The organism is Saccharospirillum impatiens DSM 12546 (assembly GCF_000423605.1).
Lineage (GTDB): Bacteria > Pseudomonadota > Gammaproteobacteria > Pseudomonadales > Natronospirillaceae > Saccharospirillum > Saccharospirillum impatiens.
This window is the reverse complement of sequence record NZ_AUIH01000005.1, coordinates 89,700-109,619: the sequence shown is the minus strand read 5'-3', so window position 1 is coordinate 109,619 and position 19,920 is coordinate 89,700. Positions and strand designations below refer to the sequence as shown.

General features: G+C 53.5%; 15 protein-coding genes and 3 tRNA genes. 12 read left to right on the top strand and 6 right to left on the bottom strand.

All coding sequences use genetic code 11. From position 1 onward, the window contains the following. The first annotated feature begins 133 nt into the window (after window positions 1-133). Entirely contained in the window at window positions 134-751 is a 618-nt protein-coding gene (gene thrH / locus G565_RS0105140; RefSeq protein WP_028669988.1) for a bifunctional phosphoserine phosphatase/homoserine phosphotransferase ThrH, read from the top strand. Here thrH and pabB read toward each other — a convergent pair. Next, complete coding sequence (gene pabB, locus G565_RS0105135; protein WP_169579615.1) at window positions 740-2,125, bottom strand: aminodeoxychorismate synthase component I; 1,386 nt, start codon at window positions 2,123-2,125, stop codon at window positions 740-742. The genes thrH and pabB overlap by 12 nt on opposite strands. A 293-nt stretch (window positions 2,126-2,418) precedes the next feature. Between pabB and G565_RS0105130 the strand changes: the two genes are divergently transcribed. From G565_RS0105130 to G565_RS0105095, 8 genes are all read left to right on the top strand, one after another. Continuing rightward, window positions 2,419-3,363, top strand: a complete 945-nt coding sequence (locus G565_RS0105130) for a DegV family protein (protein ID WP_028669986.1) — start codon at window positions 2,419-2,421, stop codon at window positions 3,361-3,363. A gap of 465 nt (window positions 3,364-3,828) precedes the next feature. Beyond that, complete coding sequence (locus tag G565_RS0105125; protein WP_028669985.1) at window positions 3,829-5,229, top strand: PhoH family protein; 1,401 nt, start codon at window positions 3,829-3,831, stop codon at window positions 5,227-5,229. Between the two features lie 263 nt (window positions 5,230-5,492). Continuing rightward, window positions 5,493-6,137, top strand: coding sequence for a UvrY/SirA/GacA family response regulator transcription factor (uvrY, locus tag G565_RS0105120; protein WP_028669984.1), 645 nt, complete (start codon window positions 5,493-5,495; stop codon window positions 6,135-6,137). 8 nt (window positions 6,138-6,145) lie between these two features. Beyond that, window positions 6,146-7,978: an excinuclease ABC subunit UvrC gene (uvrC, locus tag G565_RS0105115; protein WP_028669983.1), complete on the top strand. Its 1,833-nt coding sequence runs from the start codon at window positions 6,146-6,148 to the stop codon at window positions 7,976-7,978. A gap of 140 nt (window positions 7,979-8,118) precedes the next feature. Then, on the top strand, window positions 8,119-8,688 hold the full coding sequence (gene pgsA, locus G565_RS0105110) for a CDP-diacylglycerol--glycerol-3-phosphate 3-phosphatidyltransferase (protein ID WP_028669982.1): 570 nt from the start codon (window positions 8,119-8,121) through the stop codon (window positions 8,686-8,688). Between the two features lie 308 nt (window positions 8,689-8,996). Next, window positions 8,997-9,071: transfer RNA gene (locus tag G565_RS0105105), tRNA-Gly, on the top strand. 39 nt (window positions 9,072-9,110) lie between these two features. Continuing rightward, window positions 9,111-9,184, top strand: a tRNA-Cys gene (locus tag G565_RS0105100). 86 nt (window positions 9,185-9,270) lie between these two features. Beyond that, window positions 9,271-9,358: transfer RNA gene (locus tag G565_RS0105095), tRNA-Leu, on the top strand. Between the two features lie 58 nt (window positions 9,359-9,416). Here G565_RS0105095 and G565_RS25820 read toward each other — a convergent pair. The 4 genes from G565_RS25820 to G565_RS0105070 form a co-directional block, all read right to left on the bottom strand. Further along, on the bottom strand, window positions 9,417-9,968 hold the full coding sequence (locus tag G565_RS25820) for a cell division inhibitor SulA (protein ID WP_051207370.1): 552 nt from the start codon (window positions 9,966-9,968) through the stop codon (window positions 9,417-9,419). Window positions 9,969-10,163: 195 nt separating this feature from the next. Further along, entirely contained in the window at window positions 10,164-10,646 is a 483-nt protein-coding gene (locus G565_RS0105085) for a DUF934 domain-containing protein (protein ID WP_028669981.1), read from the bottom strand. Next, on the bottom strand, window positions 10,630-12,291 hold the full coding sequence (locus G565_RS0105080) for a nitrite/sulfite reductase (RefSeq protein WP_028669980.1): 1,662 nt from the start codon (window positions 12,289-12,291) through the stop codon (window positions 10,630-10,632). The genes G565_RS0105085 and G565_RS0105080 overlap by 17 nt, the downstream gene beginning before the upstream one ends. Before the next feature lie 520 nt (window positions 12,292-12,811). Next, a complete protein-coding gene (locus G565_RS0105070) occupies window positions 12,812-13,045 on the bottom strand; it encodes a DUF2970 domain-containing protein (RefSeq protein ID WP_028669979.1) in 234 nt (77 codons plus the stop codon). A gap of 271 nt (window positions 13,046-13,316) precedes the next feature. On the opposite strand from G565_RS0105070, the gene G565_RS0105065 reads away from it, so the two are divergent. From G565_RS0105065 to G565_RS0105055, 3 genes are all read left to right on the top strand, one after another. Further along, window positions 13,317-18,122 (top strand): NAD-glutamate dehydrogenase, encoded by a 4,806-nt coding sequence (locus G565_RS0105065; RefSeq protein ID WP_245584123.1) that lies wholly within the window; start codon window positions 13,317-13,319, stop codon window positions 18,120-18,122. Window positions 18,123-18,267: 145 nt separating this feature from the next. Then, window positions 18,268-18,492, top strand: a complete 225-nt coding sequence (locus G565_RS0105060) for a DUF2835 domain-containing protein (RefSeq protein WP_028669977.1) — start codon at window positions 18,268-18,270, stop codon at window positions 18,490-18,492. A gap of 78 nt (window positions 18,493-18,570) precedes the next feature. Next, a complete protein-coding gene (locus tag G565_RS0105055; RefSeq protein WP_028669976.1) occupies window positions 18,571-19,596 on the top strand; it encodes a quinone-dependent dihydroorotate dehydrogenase in 1,026 nt (341 codons plus the stop codon). Between the two features lie 97 nt (window positions 19,597-19,693). Here G565_RS0105055 and rmf read toward each other — a convergent pair whose 3' ends face one another. Continuing rightward, a complete protein-coding gene (gene rmf / locus G565_RS26300; RefSeq protein ID WP_084649234.1) occupies window positions 19,694-19,909 on the bottom strand; it encodes a ribosome modulation factor in 216 nt (71 codons plus the stop codon). Window positions 19,910-19,920 lie beyond the last annotated feature (11 nt).

Below are 19,920 nucleotides of genomic sequence, written 5' to 3'. Positions count from 1 at the left end.
ATGGTAAGAGTGCTCAGGCCTGAGGCTGAACCAGCAATACTGCCATTCAGTTAATGACGTTGTCTTCTTTTCGACAGCCCAGTAACGTTAGTACCTTCTTGATTGCGTTTCCCATCACTAGGATGAACCAACTGTGGAATTAGCCTGCCTTGACCTTGAAGGGGTTCTGATCCCCGAAATCTGGATTGCCTTTGCGGAAAAAACCGGAATAGAGACCTTAAAAGCAACTACCCGTGATATTCCGGATTACGACGTACTGATGAAGCAACGCCTGCAGATTCTCACCGACCATAATCTGGGGCTGAATGAGATTCAGGCGGTGATTGCAGAGCTTGAACCCTTGCCAGGAGCTGCAGAGTTTGTTGACTGGCTGCGCGAGCGGTTCCAGGTCGTTATTTTGTCGGATACATTTTACGAATTCGCAGCGCCGCTGATGCGTCAGTTGGGATACCCGACTTTGTTTTGTCATCGGCTCGAAGTCGACAATCGGGGGCGGGTGCTCGACTATGTCTTGCGTCAGCCGGATCCCAAACGAGCGTCCATTAAAGCGTTTCATGGCCTGAATTTTCGGTGCATTGCCGCTGGTGATTCCTACAACGATACCACCATGCTAGGCGAGGCCGATGCGGGAATCCTGTTCAATGCCCCGGCCAATGTGATTTCGGAGTTCCCGCAGTTTCCGGCGGTTACCGGTTATGACAACCTGAAGGCGGCATTTTTGCAGGCCAGCAACCGGGCTCTACCGGCCTGAAACGGTTCCCAGTGCGTTCAGAATATGCGCGACTTTAGTCGCGCTCTCTTCATATTCATCGTTGGCGAGGCTGTCAGCGACGATACCGCCACCGCCAGAACACATCAATTGGTTCGGGGTTCTTAGTAGCGACCGGATCAGGATATTACTGTCAAAGGCGCCACTGTCACTGAGCCAGAACGCTGTGCCGCAATATGGACCGCGGGCACAGACTTCCAGCTCGTCGATAATCTCCATAGCCCGGCGTTTCGGCGCGCCGGTAATGGAGCCGCCGGGAAACGCATCTCGCAGTAAGTCCAGAGGCGTCGCCCCTGCGGCCAGGTCGGCGGTGATGGTACTGACCAGGTGGTGCACGTTGCTGAACGTCACCGGCTTGCATAGCTCAGGCACTTTTACGCTGCCAGCGCGGGCATTCCGCGACAGGTCATTGCGCAGCAGGTCGACAATCATCAGATTCTCAGCCCTGTCTTTCTCACTAAGCTCGAGTTCCTGAGCCAGGCGCTGATCCGCTTCGGGCGTTGCGCCTCTGGGGCGAGTGCCTTTGATCGGCTGGGTGATAATGCGCCCCTGGTTAACGGTTATAAATCGTTCTGGCGATACACTCATCAGAGTGTGGTCCGCGGCACGATGGAAGACCGCATAAGGCGCCTGAACCCGGTCGATTAGCTGACTGTAAATGGCCCAGTCGGTTATCCGGGTATCTATGTCAGCGTACCAGGGGCGCGTCAGGTTGGCCTGGTATATATCGCCAGCAAGAATGTAGTTTTTGAGCGTTGCAAACCGCTGCTGATACGCCTCACGACTCATTCCCGACCGCCAGTTCAAAGGGGCGATGGCAGGCTCGGAATGCCTTTCTGGTGTATGCCCCCGGTGCGTTTCAAACCAGGCAATCACCCGGCGTCTCAACGTTTCGGACAAGTGCTCGGACAAGCACAGAAAGCTCCGTCTTTGTTCGTGGTCAATCACCAGGCTCCAGTTATACCGGTCAATACTGGCCAGGCAGGTTGGGCTTGGATGGCGTCCGGTCAGGCCCTGTAGCCCATGCCCGGCTTCATAATTGAGGTGCCCGGCCAGGCCCGAGGTAAAGGGCAAGTCATTATCGATTGCAAGTTCAGGTTGTTGTGTTGCCAGCCAACCCAGGAAATCGTGAGTGTCGATCACGGATGTCTTGCCCTGGTGCTCGCGTTGTACTTGCTGATTTGCCAGCATTTTGTAACGAGTGTCCGGCCAGGCTGAACACCACTCCCAGCGGTGACCTGCCCGGGCCGGGTTGCCGGAATGAAACCAGATGGCCCCGGGTTCGTTCGCAAGCGTTGCAAAATAGGGGCGTGCGGTCTCGGTGTAGGGGAGTTCCAGACGTTGCAAAGTCGTCACTTCTTCATGAATAAACCGGCGCTATTCTAGCGATATTATGCAGAAAGTCCTGTCCAGGCGCCGGTTTAGTGAAAAATCCTCTGTAATGAATCGATTACCCGATCGAAAGGGGACAGATTCGACACCCTCTGAACACTGAAAGTTGACCGAAATCACAAAACGAGAGCACCATCGATGTCTAATTGACGGTGTGAGGCTGTTGCACGTCTTGGTAGTCAAACAGCCTGTGCCCTGAAAATTGATGGTCCAGTTAAGTACGCTCTCAATAATAAAAACCGAGTCAGGAGTGATCAATGAGCACCGTTCTTGTTATCGATGCGGCTTGTGATTTGCCGCCCAGCTTTATCGATGACCGCAACATTAAGTTGCTACCCATCGCAATCCGGGTCGACGACCAGACCTATACTGATGTCAAGGATGCTCAGAAACTGACCGAGTTTTACGCTGGAGATATGCTCGGGCGTAGTCACAATGCCGAATCCATTCCCTATAGCACTGAAGAGATCGAGCGGTTGTTTCTGGATGAACTGGTGACTGAGTACGATTTTGCTCTGGTTCAAACCGTGAGCCGAAAGCGCAGCCCGATTTACGATAATGCAACCAAGGCGTCACACGCCATTCTGCGCAGTTATCACGACATTCGGGAGGCTGCCGGACGTGACGGGAATTTTGGCATGAGAATAATGAATTCGGGGACGCTGTTCTGCGGGCAGGGCGTTTTAGCGGCCTTTACCAGCGATATGATTGAGCGCGGCAAGTCGAAGAATGAAATTCTCAAGTTAGCCGATGCCATGCGTCAGCGAATCTACGCATATTTGGTTGCTCCCGACGTTTACTACATTCGGGAGCGGGCTCGAAAAAAAGGGGATGAAAGCGTTGGTATGCTGACGGCAATGGTGGCCAAGTCACTGGATATCGTCCCGATTTTGTCTGCCCGGGGGGATGATACTTTTCCCGTGGCCAAGGGGCGGGGTTTTGGCGCCAGTGTTGACCGGCTGATGCGCTATGCGATTCGACAGGTAGAACAGGGATTGCTGAGCCCTTACGTGGTGGTTTCAATCGCAGGTGATTTATCCGGCCTGGACAGTCACGAGGGTTTTAAAGCGCTGCAGAACGCAGCAACCCAAAAGGGTGTGGCCGTTCTCAGCTGTGTCATGGGTCTAACTGGGGGGCTAAATGTCGGGCCGGGCAGTATTTGCGTCGCCTTCGCAGCGGAAGACCATGAGTTCGATGGTTAGCGGTATTTGACCGGTATCCAAGGCGACCGACTCCAGCGTGGTAGGGGTAGAGCAAGTCTTGGTCTGTCGGACTGATGGGGCGTTCGAGCGTTTGCCAGGAAGGAGCCAAGAATATGGTGAGCCGGCAGCGTTAGAGTGATGCGTCCGGATTGCAGGTGTTCTACCGACAGTCGGCGTCAGACTGGTTGCTGATCGGTCGCTTTTCCGGAATCTTTTTTGCGGGTAGATCCACATTGGGGGGCGACAAGCAGCCTCGGGTCACCTATTCTGAAACGGTGTCAGTTGTAAGGAGAACTTGCTCTCTCAAACCGGTTTTGGGCTACATGGCCAGGCTTGTTTGCCGGGCATTCTGGCCCACCGGGAACTCGTTTGTTCAGTCAGATACCGTCTGGGCAGCCAGGTCATTTGAATGGCTGTCGCGCAGGAGCAACCGCCCTTGCTCCGCCGTCCCGACCAGGAGAGGTTATGCACGCATCAGCTCGTGAAGGTTCCAACCCGAAAATCTACGCTCTTGATACGAATGTCCTGATTCACGACCCCAACGCCGTTTTCAATTTTGAAGAACACCAGGTTCTGGTCCCTATGGTGGTGCTGGAAGAACTCGACAAACTCAAGGTCGGCAGTACCGCCCTGGCGGCCGATGCACGGCAATCGGTGCGCACTATTGACGCCATTCTCGGTAAGGCCACACCACAGCAAATCATGGAAGGTGTCGGTATTGAGCGCCAGCACACCCAGCAAAACCGGGGTAAGCTGAGCATCATGATGCCAAAGGATCCGTCTGCGTCCATTCTTCCTGCGCACAGCAATGATAATCGCATAATTAACGATTTACTGGCTTTGCAAACCCAGCACCAAAATGCCGAAGTGGTGCTGGTCACCAAAGACATTAATATGCGCCTCAAGGCCCGGGGCAGTGGCCTGCAGGCAGAGGATTACCACAACGATCAGTTGATATCCGATATCGACAGCCTGACGACTGGATATCACGCCCTGGAAGGCAGTTTCTGGGAACAAATTGAAGCCATCGCCCCTCAGAATATTCGTGGTGAACGGTATCATGTGATAGACAAGGCCGTTCTTGAGGGGGTGTTGCCCGGGCCTTTTCATGCCAATCAGTTCTTTTACGATCAAAAAGAGTTTGTCGGTCGTATTCACCGGGTAGACGATGCACATGTATCCGTTGAAATGCTCAACACGGGCGTGCTGATGCGTCAGAAGGCCTGGGGTATGGTTCCGCGCGATCTGTTTCAAGCCATGGCCATGTATCTGCTGTTCGATCCGGAGATTGATCTGGTCGCGCTCAATGGTGCCGCCGGTAGCGGTAAAACCATGCTTGCACTGGCTTGTGCCCTGGAGCAGACCATGGAGACCAAACAGTACAAGCGGATCATCGCAACTCGCAGCACTCGGGGGCTGGATGAGGACATCGGTTTCTTGCCCGGTACCGAGACCGAGAAAATGCAACCCTGGCTTGGTGCCTTTACGGATAACCTCGAAGCGTTACACGCCGAGGATTTTGACCCTGGCAGCAGCCAGGATTTTGTCGGTGCCAAGGTGCCCATTCAGTTCAAAAGCTTGAATTTTGTTCGTGGACGCAGCTTCCAGCAAAGCATCATGATTGTCGACGAAGCCCAGAATCTGACCCCTCATCAGATCAAGACCATTATTACCCGTGCAGGGCAGGGCACCAAGGTGGTATGTCTGGGTAACCTGGCTCAAATTGATACGCCTTACCTGGGCCCGACCAGTTCCGGGCTGACGTACATGAGTGAGCGTTTCAAGGGGTTTGAGCACGGTGGATCTATCACACTGGAAGGCGTCGCGCGCAGTCGTTTGGCAGCCTATGCGGAGTCGCATTTGTAGTGGTTAAGCGCCAAGGATGGCTGCTTCACTCCGAGACGCTGACAAAAAAGTGACATAGTGCTTTTATCCGAGGAAGTTGAGCCGTATTATGGGTCACTGTGGGTGCACTGGCATTCTGGTGATCCGGCTTTGCCGGCGCTGGCTGGTTGCGTTACCGGGAGCCCCACTGCCGTCACGGGCCTTCAGAGCCATTCGACGGTCACTCTTTCCAGGATGGACAAAACCTCAGGATGAGAAGTGCAGTTAACGATTGAGGTGGGTGCGTGATCCAGGTAATCGTAGTAGACGATCATGATCTAGTGCGGATGGGGCTGGTCCGGTTGCTCGGCGATGCTGCTGGCATTGAAGTCATCAAAGAAGGCGCCAGCGGCGAAGATGCGATACGTCTGGCCAAAGAGCATGAGCCGGATGTCATTATGATGGACGTTCGTATGCCTGGTATTGGTGGTATTGAAGCCACCCGCAAGATCCACCGCCAGTTTCCGGATATTCGAATCATTGCTGTCACAGCTTGTGGTGATGACCCTTTTCCCGCCCGTTTGTTGCAGGCAGGTGCCGCAGGTTACCTGACCAAAGGGGCGTCATCCGAAGAAATGGTGCTGGCTGTTCGTACCGTTGTTGCTGGTCAAAAGTACCTGGCACCGAATGTCGCCCAGAAACTGGCCTTGCAAAATGTCGGGGCGGGCGGGTCGCCATTCTCTGAGCTGTCAGACCGGGAAATGCAAATTGCCACCATGATTTGCTCTTGCAAGAAAGTTCAGGAAATTTCCGACAAGTTGTGTCTGAGCCCCAAAACGGTGAACACCTACCGGTACCGGATTTTTGACAAGCTCAGTATCTCCAGTGATGTGGAGCTGACGCATTTGGCCATTCGACATGGCATCCTGGAACCCAATGAGATGGTATAATCCTGGCTATGCCAGAGACAACGCACCCCTTTGACCACAAAGCCTACCTTAAGCATCTGACAGCCCGGCCCGGCGTGTATCGCATGTACGATATCGATGGCCAGCTGCTCTATGTGGGTAAGGCGAAGAACCTGAAAAACCGGGTATCGAGCTATTTCCGCAGTCGTGGGTTGACCAATAAGACCCTGGCGCTGGTGGCGCGTATTCAGCGCATCGATACGACGGTCACACACAGCGAAACCGAGGCTCTGCTGCTTGAGCAAACTTTGATCAAGCAGCACAAACCGCCTTACAATATTCTGCTGATAGATGACAAATCCTACCCTTACATTCGACTGACCACAGAACATGAATCTCCGGGGCTTTATGTGCACCGGGGTGCTCGACGTGGAAAATCCGAATATTTTGGTCCCTTTCCTAATGCCAGTGCGGTACGCGAGTCGTTAGCGATTTTGCAAAAAGCCTTTAAGGTGCGCCAATGTAAGGACAGTGTCTTTACAAACCGACAACGCCCTTGCCTGCAATACCAGATCAAGCGCTGCAAAGCCCCTTGTGTTGGATTCGTGAGCGAGGAAGAGTATCAGGCGGATCTGGATAAGACGCGAGCCTTCCTTCAGGGTAAAAATCAGACACTGATAAATACCCTCGAACTGGAGATGGACGACGCATCGGCGAAGCTGGAATTTGAAACAGCCGCCGAGGTACGAGATCAATTGCTGGTATTGCGTAAGGTGCAAGAGCAGCAGTATGTCTCCAGCGACCGGGGCGATGTTGACGTGTTCGCACTGGAAGCCAGCGACCTCGGGCTATGTGTGCACTATCTGATGATTCGGCAAGGGCGCTTGCTGGGTAGCCAGAGCTACTTTCCCAAGCCCGGGATTGAAGAAGAGCCCGCAACCATCATGCTCAGTTTTTTGGGCCAGTATTATTTCGGGCGCACTCACGACGACTGCCCGCAAAGTGTGGTGCTGAACGTCCCGGTAACTGACAAGAACTGGCTCGAGTCTGCCCTGTGTGAGCATTTCGGGCGTAAAATTACCCTGAGCAGCTCAGTGCGCGGCCGTAACGCTCGCTGGCTGGAGTTGGCGCAGACCAACGCACGTGAACAGCTCCAGCAGCGCATCAGTCACCGACAGCAGATCGTTCAGCGCTTTGAAGCCCTGCAGCGTGCGTTGGAAATGGAAGAGATGCCAGAACGCATTGAGTGTTTTGATATATCCCACAGCTCCGGCGAAGCGACCACCGCCTCCTGTGTCGTGTTTGACCAGAACGGCCCGAACAAAAGCCTGTATCGCAAATTCAATATTGAAGGTGTTACTGGCGGTGACGACTATGCCGCGATGTCACAGGCCATTGAGCGCCGTTACAGCCGGCTTCAGAAAGAAGAGGCAAAGTTGCCTGATCTACTGATTGTTGACGGTGGCAAGGGGCAGATGAGAATGGCTCGTGAGGTGATGGACGAATTGGGCGTCGCCATTCCCTTACTGGGCGTCGCCAAGGGTGAAACCCGAAAGCCCGGGCTGGAAACGCTGTTTTTTGAATCGCCGGATCAGGTGATTCAACTGCCAAACCATGCCCCGGCACTGCACTTGATTCAACACATCAGAGACGAAGCGCATCGGTTTGCCATCACCAGCCATCGGACGCGTCGCAGCAAAGCCAGAGTCGGTTCCATGCTGGATGACATACCCAATGTCGGCCCAGGCCGCAGAAAAGCTCTGATCCGCCATTTTGGCAGTGCCCAGGGTGTAAAAGCGGCCAGTCAGGAAGAAATTGCCCGTGTGAAAGGTGTTTCACGGGGGCTGGCGGAATCGATATACGAGTTTTTGCACAGCCGCTGATCACTGCTGGTGCGAAATCAACGTGAAAAAAGTACTTCCGGCGGTCGGGCTATGGTTTACAGCGTGGAACAAAGCTGGAATCCTTCCGACCATTGGACGTAAAGCGAGACGCTCTTAGTCCGCACCACTAAAGGAAGGTTATGAACATACCGAATATACTGACGCTGTTCAGGATTCTGATGATTCCCGTCGTCGTTGTCGTTTACTACTTGCCGCAAAGCTGGTCGTTTATGTTGGCTGCTATCATTTTTACCGCTGCGGCTATTACCGACTGGGTTGATGGTTACCTGGCCCGCAAGCTGGGTCAGATGACCCCTTTCGGAGCGTTCTTAGACCCGGTTGCCGACAAACTCATCGTCGCCGCAGCCCTGGTGGTGTTGGTTGAGAGCCACAGCAGCATCTGGATGACGGTTCCTGCCATTGTCATCATTGGTCGCGAGATTGTCATTTCTGCATTGCGAGAGTGGATGGCTGAACTGGGCAAGCGCGCGAGCGTCGCGGTGAATATGCTCGGTAAGATAAAGACGACTTTGCAGATGGTCGCGATTGTCATTCTACTGACTCAGGACCCGGCCATGCGGACCTGGCTGTCTGCCGAATGGCTTGCCAACCTGGGTCTGCTCGCCTTGCAGGTTTCTGCGGTACTCACGCTCTGGTCGATGATTGTGTACCTGCGTGCCGCCTGGCCCGAGCTGCGCCCAAAAGGCTGAAGTCGAGGGCGCTTGGCTTGAGCTGAAACTTCCGTCTGAAATCAGCTAAGTGCCTAAATTGTAAAGAAAAATAATTGACGCCACAGTAACGAATGCTTAGAATGCGCGCTCGTTGATTGGGGTTGAGACAGCTGTTTCAGCTCGCTATCGACGAAAAGCGATAATAGCTCAAAGAGAAAGTAGCTCAGTGGTAGAGCACAACCTTCTCCGAGGTTGAGGCGGAACGCGCAGTCTCGCGAGTTCAGGCTTCGAAGAAGCCTCAGTCAACCGGACAGAGTTTTGCATTACCATTGGTAATGAGCAGTAAAGCGGGAATAGCTCAGTGGTAGAGCACAACCTTGCCAAGGTTGGGGTCGCGAGTTCGAATCTCGTTTCCCGCTCCAATAAGTAAGAACGCCTTGTAACCAGGGCAAGCCTGTAAAGGCTGGATGGCAGAGTGGTCATGCAGCGGACTGCAACTCCGTGTACGCCGGTTCGATTCCGACTCCAGCCTCCACTTCCTCACCCGGAAGCGGACACCGACCCTTCCCAGGGTTTTGTATAGCAGCGGTTGTCACTACCGCCGCCAGCAGTCCTTTATTCGCCCGGATGGTGAAATTGGTAGACACAAGGGACTTAAAATCCCTCGATCATTGCGATCGTGCCGGTTCAATTCCGGCTCCGGGCACCACGCTTTTCTCCAAGCTGTAGCATCTCCAGTCTCTAATAGTTGTTCGCCTGCGCGTTTCCTATAAGGCCAAAGCCAATTGCTGCACGTCGGGTTCTGTCGTCTCCGAATCATTGATCGCCTCGGGTCGGGTCTTGCCAAATGGCCGGAACACGAAGGCGACGGTATTGCTCTGGTCACCTGTTTGTTTCATCTGCGCTCTTTTATTGTCGTTGTATTCACCCTGGGGCGGCCAGCACAGTACAGCGCTGCTTTGGCCGTTCTGCAGGACATCGTCCAGAGTTTTCCAGTAATCTTTGATGGTTCCGGTATGGATGATCTGTATTTTACGGGTATCCACGCCAGCACGGGCCAGCGCCCTTCCATTGGGCAGGCAGGGTGGAGCGATGAATGTGATCCACTTGTCTTGTTGACTCAATTGCGCCAATACCGGAACCAACAGTTGCAGTTGCTTTAACCCCTGTGCCTGACAAAAGACTTCCGTCAACGTGCTCATGCTGAGAGTGTCGGCAGCTGTCCGCCCGTGATGGGGTTGAGGGCGGGTTGCCAGGCTACGCCAAACCGGTGTTTGACGGTTAGGTTCAGTCTGAGTGCTCTGTGCAGTTGCGGACATGGCGGCTTCCTCGTTACTGTTCATTTATACAGTAACTGTAGTTATATACAGTGAAATGAGGTCCGTCAACTATTTTTGTGATCGAGTTGGTGTCTTTGGGTTTGAAAAGGGCTGGAGGTTCTGCTGAATGGACAAGAAAAAGGCCCTTTGAAGAGGGCCTGTTCTGGGGGCATTAGTCGGCTTCAAGCGGCGGCGTTACCGTTGTTCAAACAGTGAAGCGCTGTCAGTCCCGCCCTGATAACGCACGCTGAAAGGAGCAAACAGTGCCAGGGCTATCGAGGCTTCCTCGTCAGTTCGGCAAGCAAAGGCATTGATTCCGCAGCGGCCCATATAGAACACCTGGTCGGGCAGAAAATCACCAATGGCTCGTATCTCACCGGCAAACGCATGGCGCTCGCGCAATAACCGGGCTTTGGAAAAACCGCGGCCGTCAGCAAATTTTGGGAAGCGCAGTGCGATCAATGCCAGTTTATCCAGACTGTCGGTAACGTCTTCGGCCATTTGTTCGTCGTTCAGCCAGACGCCGATGTTTCTGTCGCTAGCGTCCCATTCGGATTTCTGCCCGCGGTAGACCGCCAGTGGCAAAATGACCGGTCCCGATGCGGGTACTGGGGTGTCTTCTTCAACGAGCGCCCAGTCGTCGTGCTGGAGTTGGCCGTCCTTAATGAGGTTTTGCATAAACACGCTCCTTGAAAGGCTCGATGCCCAGGCGATCAACGGTATCGATGAAGGTTTCGTCAGGGGTGCGGTTATCAACGTATACCTGGATGACTTTATCGACCACGGCTGGTACTTCATCGGCTTTGAAGGACGGGCCGAGGATTTTGCCAACCCGGGCATTCAAGCCAGAGTCGCCGCCGAGTGACACCTGATAAAACTCTTCCCCTTTCTTGTCGACACCCAGAATACCGATGTTGCCAATATGATGGTGGCCGCAGGCGTTCATGCAGCCGGAAATATTCAGGTCAATGTCGCCCAGATCAAACAGGTAATCCAGATCATCGAACTGAGCCTGAATTGCCTCGGCTATGGGGATTGATTTGGCGTTGGCCAGGGCGCAATAGTCGCCGCCCGGACAGCAGATGACATCAGACAGGGTGCCGATGGTGGGCGTGGCAAAACCATGCTGCTTTGCGGCTTGCCACAGGTCAAGCAACTGATCCTGTCGCACGTCCGCAAGGATCAGATTTTGTTCATGGCTGACCCGCAGGCCGCCTAGCGAAAAGCTATCTGCCAATTGAGCGGCCGCGCGCATCTGGCCTGAAGTGCAATCGCCGGGCGCGTAACCGACTTTCTTCAGCGACAAAGTCACGGCTGCGTAACCTGGCTTCTTATGGCGGGTGATGTTACGCGCCAGCCAGCGATCGAAGCCCGGATTGTTGGCTGTCTGTTCTTTCAGTAATGCATCAGCGTCATTCAGGTCCGCATAGTCAGGGTCGATGAAATGTTGTGAGACCCGCTCAATTTCGGATTGGGTCAGCGTGCCCGGACCGTCTTTGAGGTGAGCCCATTCAGATTCTACGCGGTCGCGAAAAGCGTCGACGCCCAGTGCCTTGACCAGAATCTTGATTCGCGCCTTGAATTTATTGTCACGGCGGCCGTTCAGGTTATACATCCGCAATATGGCATCAAGGTAGGTCAGGAGATGCTTGGCAGGCAGGAAATCACGAACGTTTTGACCCACCAGAGGCGTGCGGCCGAGGCCGCCGCCGACGAAGACACGAAATCCGATGGCACCGGAATCGTCGCGCACCAGCTCCAGGCCGATGTCGTGAAAACGGACGGCAGCCCGGTCAGCATCAGGGCTGGCGTTAACCGCTATCTTGAATTTGCGCGGCAGGAAGGCGAATTCGGGATGCAGCGTGGACCACTGGCGAATCAGTTCACACCAGGGGCGGGGGTCGTCAATTTCATCCTGAACGACACCGGCAAATTGGTCGGTGGTGGTATTACGAATGCAATTACCCGAGGTTTGAATCGCGTGCATCTGCACCTCAGCCAGACCCGCTAAAATATCCGGCACGTCTTCCAGGGCGGGCCAGTTGAACTGGACATTCTGGCGCGTGGTGAAGTGAGCGTAGCCTTTGTCGTACTGCTCGGTCAGATCCGCCAGGCGGTAGAGCTGTCGGGAAGACAGTAGGCCGTAGGGTATGGCGATACGCAGCATGGGTGCATGACGCTGGATATACAGGCCATTTTGCAGGCGCAGTGGCAGAAACTCGTCATCGGCGATTTTGCCGTCGAGGTAACGCTCAGTCTGTTCTCTAAACTGGGCAACGCGTTCATCGACCACTTTCTGGTCGAACGAATCGTACAAGTACATGCAGTCCGCCTATCCAATGAGGGAGTTGGCTGACACTATAGAGAAAGCCTCTTATTCCATAAACAATTTATATTTCATAATTTTATGCCATACCGTTATATAAGGTGGCTTGAACCGACGTCCAATAGACGATTAAATGTCCCGCGTAAACAGGACTCTGGAATGAGTGCTTCAAAAGACGTCTGATACGCACGGTTGCAGCTAGCCGGTCAGGCATCGCACGAGCGCATGACAGAGTGCTTAAACCATTTCTTCGGCAACCCCATACGATGGGTGCTGTCACCTGTTAGAACGCTCACAAAAAGAACAAAAAGGGGAACTCAAGATGGCGACAACTAAAAAATCAGGTATGACTGATGCTCAGGCAGATGCCATTGCGGCTGTTATTATCGTCACTACTGTTGTTGTTGCAGCGGTTTATTGGGTAGCGACAGCGACCTGATCATGTCTGTGATACAAAAGTGGTAACATTAAAAAGGCCCTGCAATGGGCCTTTTTAGCAACGGGAAGGTGCTTTTGCTCAGGGAGCCAGCAAGGTAACCAGCCCAATCAGGCTGACCACAAATAGAACGGTGAACAGGATGCCACCGAGGATGAAGGGCCAGATACTGCCTGATGAAAAATCGCTGATGCGATTTTTATCGCTTTGTACACCGACCAGCCCGGCCAACAGGCTTATCAGTAATTTCGATAACCTGGGTTTCCCAGGCTGTTTGTTGGTGTCATTAGCGGTCGAACCCGTCTTATCGGACATGATACAGTCCCCCACCTTGGTATTATCAAATAGATTTCATAAATGCGACCCTGCATCCTGCAATGCGACAAAGCCCCGAAAAACAACGGCTGGCAGGATGAAAGGGGGTGTCGTTTACTAGAGAATACGCTCGGTTCAACTAGTATCAAGCGGACACCTGATTTATCGAGTCAATTGAGCACAACCCATACTACCTGCAAATCAACAGCGAGCAATGCATGACATTGCCAGACATTAAAAAGAAAAACAGAGGCCAACAATGACGCAAACCATGTCTCATCAGCGAAGTGAGTTGCTTGATAGCCTGCACGCCCGCCTGCAGCCCCACTTCCCGAAAGAGCACAGTGATAATCTAAAGACGCTGATCCACGCCCTGTTCAAGCACGCGTCAATGCAAGACCTGCTTTCGTATGAAATGACCGACTTGGCCGGTCTGGTTGTTTCAATGTGGCGCACGCTGCAAGGCGGTAAAGCGCAGCATGGCCTGGTTAACGTCTTCAACCCCAATGTTGAAGAGCATGAATGGCAATCACCCCATACCATTGTGTCCATATTGCATTCGGATTTACCGTTCATCATTGATTCTGTGCGTCTCACTCTGAATCGGCTGGGTGCCAATATTCATACGATCTTTCACGCCAGTCTGAAGGTCTCTCGCAACAAAAGCGGCCAGTTTGATGGATTTTCAGGCAAGGGGTCTCAGGAGCTGTTGTTGCTGATCGAGGTGGACCGCACGACCATCGCCAGCGAACGTGACGGTATCGAGAGTGAGATTCGAACCGTTGTCCGGGATGTTGAGCGGGTTGTAGATGATTATTCCGCCATCTTGCAGAAAACCCGCGATGCCATTAGCGATTTCAATGCCTTGCACTATCCGGTCGATTCGTCAGAACTGGACGAGGGCAAGGTGTTCATGAAGTGGCTAGCTAACAACCATTTTACCTTTCTCGCCTATGATGAGTATGTCGTAGAGGGAGATACGGTCAAGCAGGTTGAGGGCAGTGCGCTGGGGTTGTTCAAGAAGAGCGCTAAGCGCCGTAACGAAACCATTGCCGGAATGTCCGAGCACCGTCGCTCCCATGTGTTTGATAAGGAGCTGTTGATTTTCTCCAAATCGGGACATCGGGCCAACGTGCACCGCCCGGCATACTCCGATTATGTACTGGTTAAGCACTTCAATGAACAGGGTGAGGTTGTTGGCGGCCGTCGGTTCCTGGGCCTGTATACGTCTACTGTGTACAACGAAGCGCCGGTCAATATTCCCGTTGTGCGTCGCAAAATTGAGCTGGTACTGGAAAAAAGTGGTTTTGCCGAAGGAGGGCACAATTACAAGGAACTGGCCTCCATTCTGTTTACCTTCCCACGCGATGAACTGATTCAGGCCTCGGTGGATACGCTGCTGAGTATGACCCTGGATGTGCTGGCCATTCAGGAAAGAAAGCGCATCCGTTTGCTACTGCGCAAGGACATCTATGGAAAGTTCCTGAATGCCATTGTCTATATGCCGCGCGACATCTTCAACTCTCAGCTGCGTCAACAGGTCCACGACTTGCTGGTTGACCAGTTCGATGTGGAAGGGTCGGATTTTACCACCTTCTTTAGCGAGTCGGTTTTGGCAAGAACGCGTTTCGTGTTCAAGCTGACTCACCCGATTGATGAAGCGTTGCCAACTGAACTGCTGGAAAAGCGCATTGTCCAAATTGCCCGACGCTGGACGGATGAGCTGCAACAGGCCTTGGTTGAGTCTTTTGGTGAAGAGAAGGGCATGCGCTTTCATCAACGCTATGTCGACGCCTTCCCGGCCAGTTACCGTGAGCAATACAGTGCGCGCGTTGCCGTCGCTGACATTCAGCGTATGGAGTCGCTGAACGCCACCAATGCAGACCCTATTACGCTCAGCTTCTACCGGTCGATGGAGCCAACCGGCAGCGAGTTGAAACTGAAGATATTTAACAAAGGGTCTGCGTTGTTGCTTTCAGACCTGATTCCAGTGCTTGAAAATCTGGGGCTGAAGGTCATTGACGAGTACCCGTACGAAATCAATTACGGAGAAAACAGCTGTACCTGGATCTATGATTTCTCCTTGTTGTACGAGCCAGACCCGGAGCTTGATCCAGCCAAATACCGCGATGAGTTTTCCCGGGCGTTTATCAACATCTGGAATGGCAGGGCCGAGAACGATGCCTACAATCAGCTGATTCTGCGAGCGCGACTCACCTGGCGTGAAGTCGCCATGTTGCGTGCCTATGCCCACTACATGAAGCAGTTGCGGTTTGGCTTGTCGCAGGAATACATAGCCGACACCCTGATCAAGTACACCGAAATAACGGACATGCTGGCCGAGTTGTTCTCGGCCCGGTTCAGTCCGGCCAAGCAAAAAGGCAAGTCTCAGGTAGACAAGTGGTTGCAGGGTATTGAACAGTCACTGGAAGGGGTCAACAACATCAACGAAGACCGCATTATGCGGCGTTACGTTGAATTGATGAAAGCCACTCTGCGCACCAACTTCTATCAGGAAGATGAGCCTGGCCGGCGAAAGGACTACATCAGTATCAAACTGAATCCGGCGAAAATCAGCGGTATACCGTTACCCAGGCCCATGTTCGAGATCTTTGTTTACTCGCCTCGTGTCGAAGGTGTGCATTTGCGTGGCGGTAAGGTTGCCCGGGGCGGGCTGCGCTGGTCCGACCGGATTGAAGACTTCCGTACAGAAGTGCTTGGGTTGGTTAAAGCGCAGCAAGTCAAGAATGCCGTTATTGTTCCGGTGGGGGCAAAAGGCGGCTTTGTCGCCAAACAGTTGCCTCTGGACGGCGATCGTGAAGCCTTTATGCGCGAAGGTATTGCTTGCTACAAAACCTTTATTCGAGCCTTGCTGGATGTCACGGACAACCTGAAAGAGGGTGAACTGATTGCGCCTGAGAACGTCGTGCGCTATGACGAAGACGACCCTTATCTGGTTGTTGCAGCCGATAAAGGCACCGCGACGTTCTCGGATATCGCCAATGCGGTTGCCGATGAATACGACTTCTGGCTGGGTGACGCCTTCGCGTCGGGTGGCAGTAACGGTTACGACCATAAAAAGATGGGTATTACTGCCCGGGGTGCCTGGGTCAGTGTGCAGCGTCATTTTCGGGAGTTAGGGCTGGATGTACAGAAAGATCCGATCACAGTTGTCGGTGTCGGTGACATGGCCGGCGATGTGTTTGGCAACGGCCTGCTGCGATCACAAACGTTGAAACTGGTCGGTGCATTCAACCACCTGCATATTTTTGTCGACCCTGAGCCGGATGAGACAGCGAGTTTCGCCGAGCGTCAGCGGTTGTTTGATCTGCCGCGTTCAAGCTGGGAAGACTATGATGCGTCACTGATCTCCAAGGGTGGTGGCATCTTCAGTCGCACCGCCAAGTCGATTCCGGTTTCGAAAGAAATGAAAGCGGTATTTGATATCAGTAAGTCGAAGATATCCCCCAACGACCTGATCAGTGCCATGCTCAAAGCCCCGGTTGACCTGTTGTGGAATGGCGGCATTGGGACGTATGTAAAGGCCAGTCATGAAAACCACACAGACATTGGCGACAAAGCCAACGACGCGCTGCGCGTCAATGGCAATGAGTTGCGTTGTAAGGTTATTGGCGAAGGTGGCAACCTTGGCTTCAGCCAGTTGGGTCGCGTGGAGTTCAACCTTAACGGGGGCCGGTGCTTTACCGACTTTATCGATAACGCCGGCGGTGTCGACTGTTCTGATCATGAAGTCAACATGAAGATATTGCTGGACGATCTGGTCGCCAATGGTGACCTAACTGTCAAACAACGCAATGACTGGCTGTTCAAACAGACGGAAGACGTATCCCGGTTGGTGTTGCGCAATAATTATCGCCAGACTCAGGCACTGGGCCTGGCGTTTACCGAGTCGAGCCGGCGGGTTGAAGAGTATCGGCGACTGATCAATTCGATGGAAGCGGCCGGTAAGTTGAACCGATCTCTGGAGTTTTTGCCGTCGGAAGATGACATCACGGAACGTAAGACGAGAGGGCTTGGCCTGACCCGGCCTGAGCTGTCTGTGTTGATCTCCTACGTCAAAGGGGATTTGAAAGAACAGTTGATTCGCGAGAATGTCGCTGAAGACGCCTATCTGGAAGACGCCGTTGCCACGGTTTTTCCTGAAAAAATGCTCAAAAAGTTCGAAGGACCGATGCGCCAGCACCGGTTGAAGTCGGAAATTGTGGCCACCCAGGTTGCCAACGACATCTTCAACTATATGGGTATCGCCTATTTTAACCGGCTTCAGGAAAGCACCGGTGCGTCGCCGGTTGAGGCGGCCAAGGCTTACGTGGCGGCGCGGGATATTTTCGGTCTGCATGATCTTTGGGATCAGATAGAAGCGCTTGATCATCAGGTGCCATCCGAGTTGCAAAGCCAGTTGATGCTGCGCACCGCGAGAATGGTTCGTCGGGCCAGCCGCTGGCTGGTGAAGAATTATCGTACCGGAATAGACATCAGTAACGTGATCAGCCTGTATCGGGAGCCGGTAGGTCAAATGACCGATGCGCTAGAAACCCTGTTGCCTGAAGAGCAAAAAGATCAATGGCTGCAAGAAGCCGCTGAATTGGAAGAGCAGGGTATCCCGGCTGAGGTTGCGAGACGAGTCTGTGCGTCTGAGATTCTCTACACGACTTTGGGCGTGATCGCCGTGGCGCAAACCCAGGAACGGGATCCGATGTTGGTTGCCCAGGGTTACTTCCGGGTGGGCGATGCGCTGGAGCTCGACAATTTTGCTGAGCAGGTCAACAGCCTCAGTGTCAACACACACTGGCAGGCCATGGCCCGGGAGTCATTCCGGGACGACTTGGAGTGGCAGCAGCGTCGCATCACGCAGGGGCTTTTTGCGCAAATGGAGAAAGGCAGCGAGCTTGAACCCATGGTCTCTGAATGGCTGGAACGCAACACCATACTGGTGGAGCGCTGGTTGCGAATGATGAGTGAGATTCGGGCCGTGAATGAACCTGAATTCAGCATGTACAGCGTCGCGATACGCGAACTGCTGGATCTGTCGCAAGCGACAATGCCGGAGCTCTAATAGCAACACTGGTCAGATATCGCTTCAAGAAAGGCTCCCCCGGGAGCCTTTTTAGCGTGGGCCAACTTGTGTGTGACCTGAAAGTGCGCATAATCACCCTTGAAGTAACCTTCACCGATTCCGAGTCTCCGGAGACCTGACCTGCATGGCGCAGCACCTGATTGTGGATTTGTACATTTCTGCAGATGAGTATCTGCGTCATTACAAAGGGCATGTATCTCAGGTGGTCTGTGAAGCCCGCGACGGTAGGCGCGTTCGTTTCCCATCCAGCATTCTTCAGCGCTTTGTCACTCGCAGTGGCATTCATGGCAGCTTCCGCATCGATTTTGACGATGCCAACAAACTGGTGGCCGTTAAGCGCATTGCCTGATCCAAGCTCTGACCTGCTGGTCTTAAGTCTGGGTTGTGCGGGTGCTATACTGCGCGCCGTCTGAAATGGAGTGCTCCAATGTATAACCTGATCCGCCGTGCCTTGTTTACTCTCAGCCCGGAAACCTCCCATGATCTCAGCCTGGATGGGTTGGGTGCCCTGCAACGCCTGGGTGTGTTGGGGGCATTGAGTAAAGCGCAGGAAGGTCGGCGAACGTCTCTGTGGGGGATTGAGTTCGAGAACCCGGTTGGACTGGCCGCAGGGCTCGACAAGAATGCCGATTACCTGGATGCATTGGGGACACTGGGTTTTGGTTTTGTTGAAGTCGGCACGGTAACGCCTCTGGCCCAGCCCGGTAACCCGCACCCAAGACTGTTTCGGTTGCCTGAGCACCAGGCCATCATCAATCGAATGGGGTTTAATAACAAAGGGGTCGACTATCTGGTAGAGCGTGTTAAGCGCAGTCGATACAGGGGGGTCATAGGCATCAACATTGGTAAGAATAAAGATACCCCAGAAGAAAACGCGCTGGACGATTACCTGACTTGCCTCGACAAGGTATACCCGCACGCGCATTACGTCGTGGTAAACGTGTCGTCACCGAATACGCCGGGGTTGCGCAATCTTCAGTTTGGTGAAGCACTGAACCGGTTACTGGCGGGCCTCAAGGAGCGCCAGCGTGTATTGACCGCCGAGCATGGTTTCAAACCCCTGTTGATCAAGATTGCCCCGGATATGACGGCCGAAGAGGTGCAGAAGGTGGCTCAGGCATTTATTGAGTTTGACGTCGATGGGGTAGTGGCCACCAATACCACCCTGGCTCGCGATGCCGTCGCGGGTCATCTGCATTCAGAAGAGAGCGGGGGCCTCAGTGGAGCGCCTTTGCTGGACGCCTCTACACGGGTGGTAACGCAACTGCGTGATCTATTGCCAGCGACCATGCCCATTATTGGCGTTGGTGGTATTTGTTCTGCCGATGATGCCCTGAAGAAATGGTCTGCCGGGGCTGATCTGGTTCAACTCTATAGTGGGTTTATTTACCACGGGCCGAGCCTGATTCGGGAATGTGTTCAGGCTTCGCTGTCTGCGGGCCAGGAAAGGTAATGTGAGGCTTTTCCGGGGTAGGGTGGAATGGTCAACAAAAAAGCCGGCAGGTTGGCCGGCTTTTGAGCTAAGGGTAGGTGTTATTGAATGACAAGGGTCAGTGGGGCATCAGTACTTCGTTGATACGGTGTACACCGCGTACGCCTGTGAAACCATCCCACTGATCGGATCGTCCTTCGCGCCACCCGTTCATCCACTCCTGATGGACTTCGGGTTTGCCTTCGGGACATAAACTTTTGGATCTACCCTCCAGACCAGCCATGTAGCCTTTTTGATAAGCACGTCCTAGCGGGTCACGTTTTTGTCGCTTCATAAATAGACCTC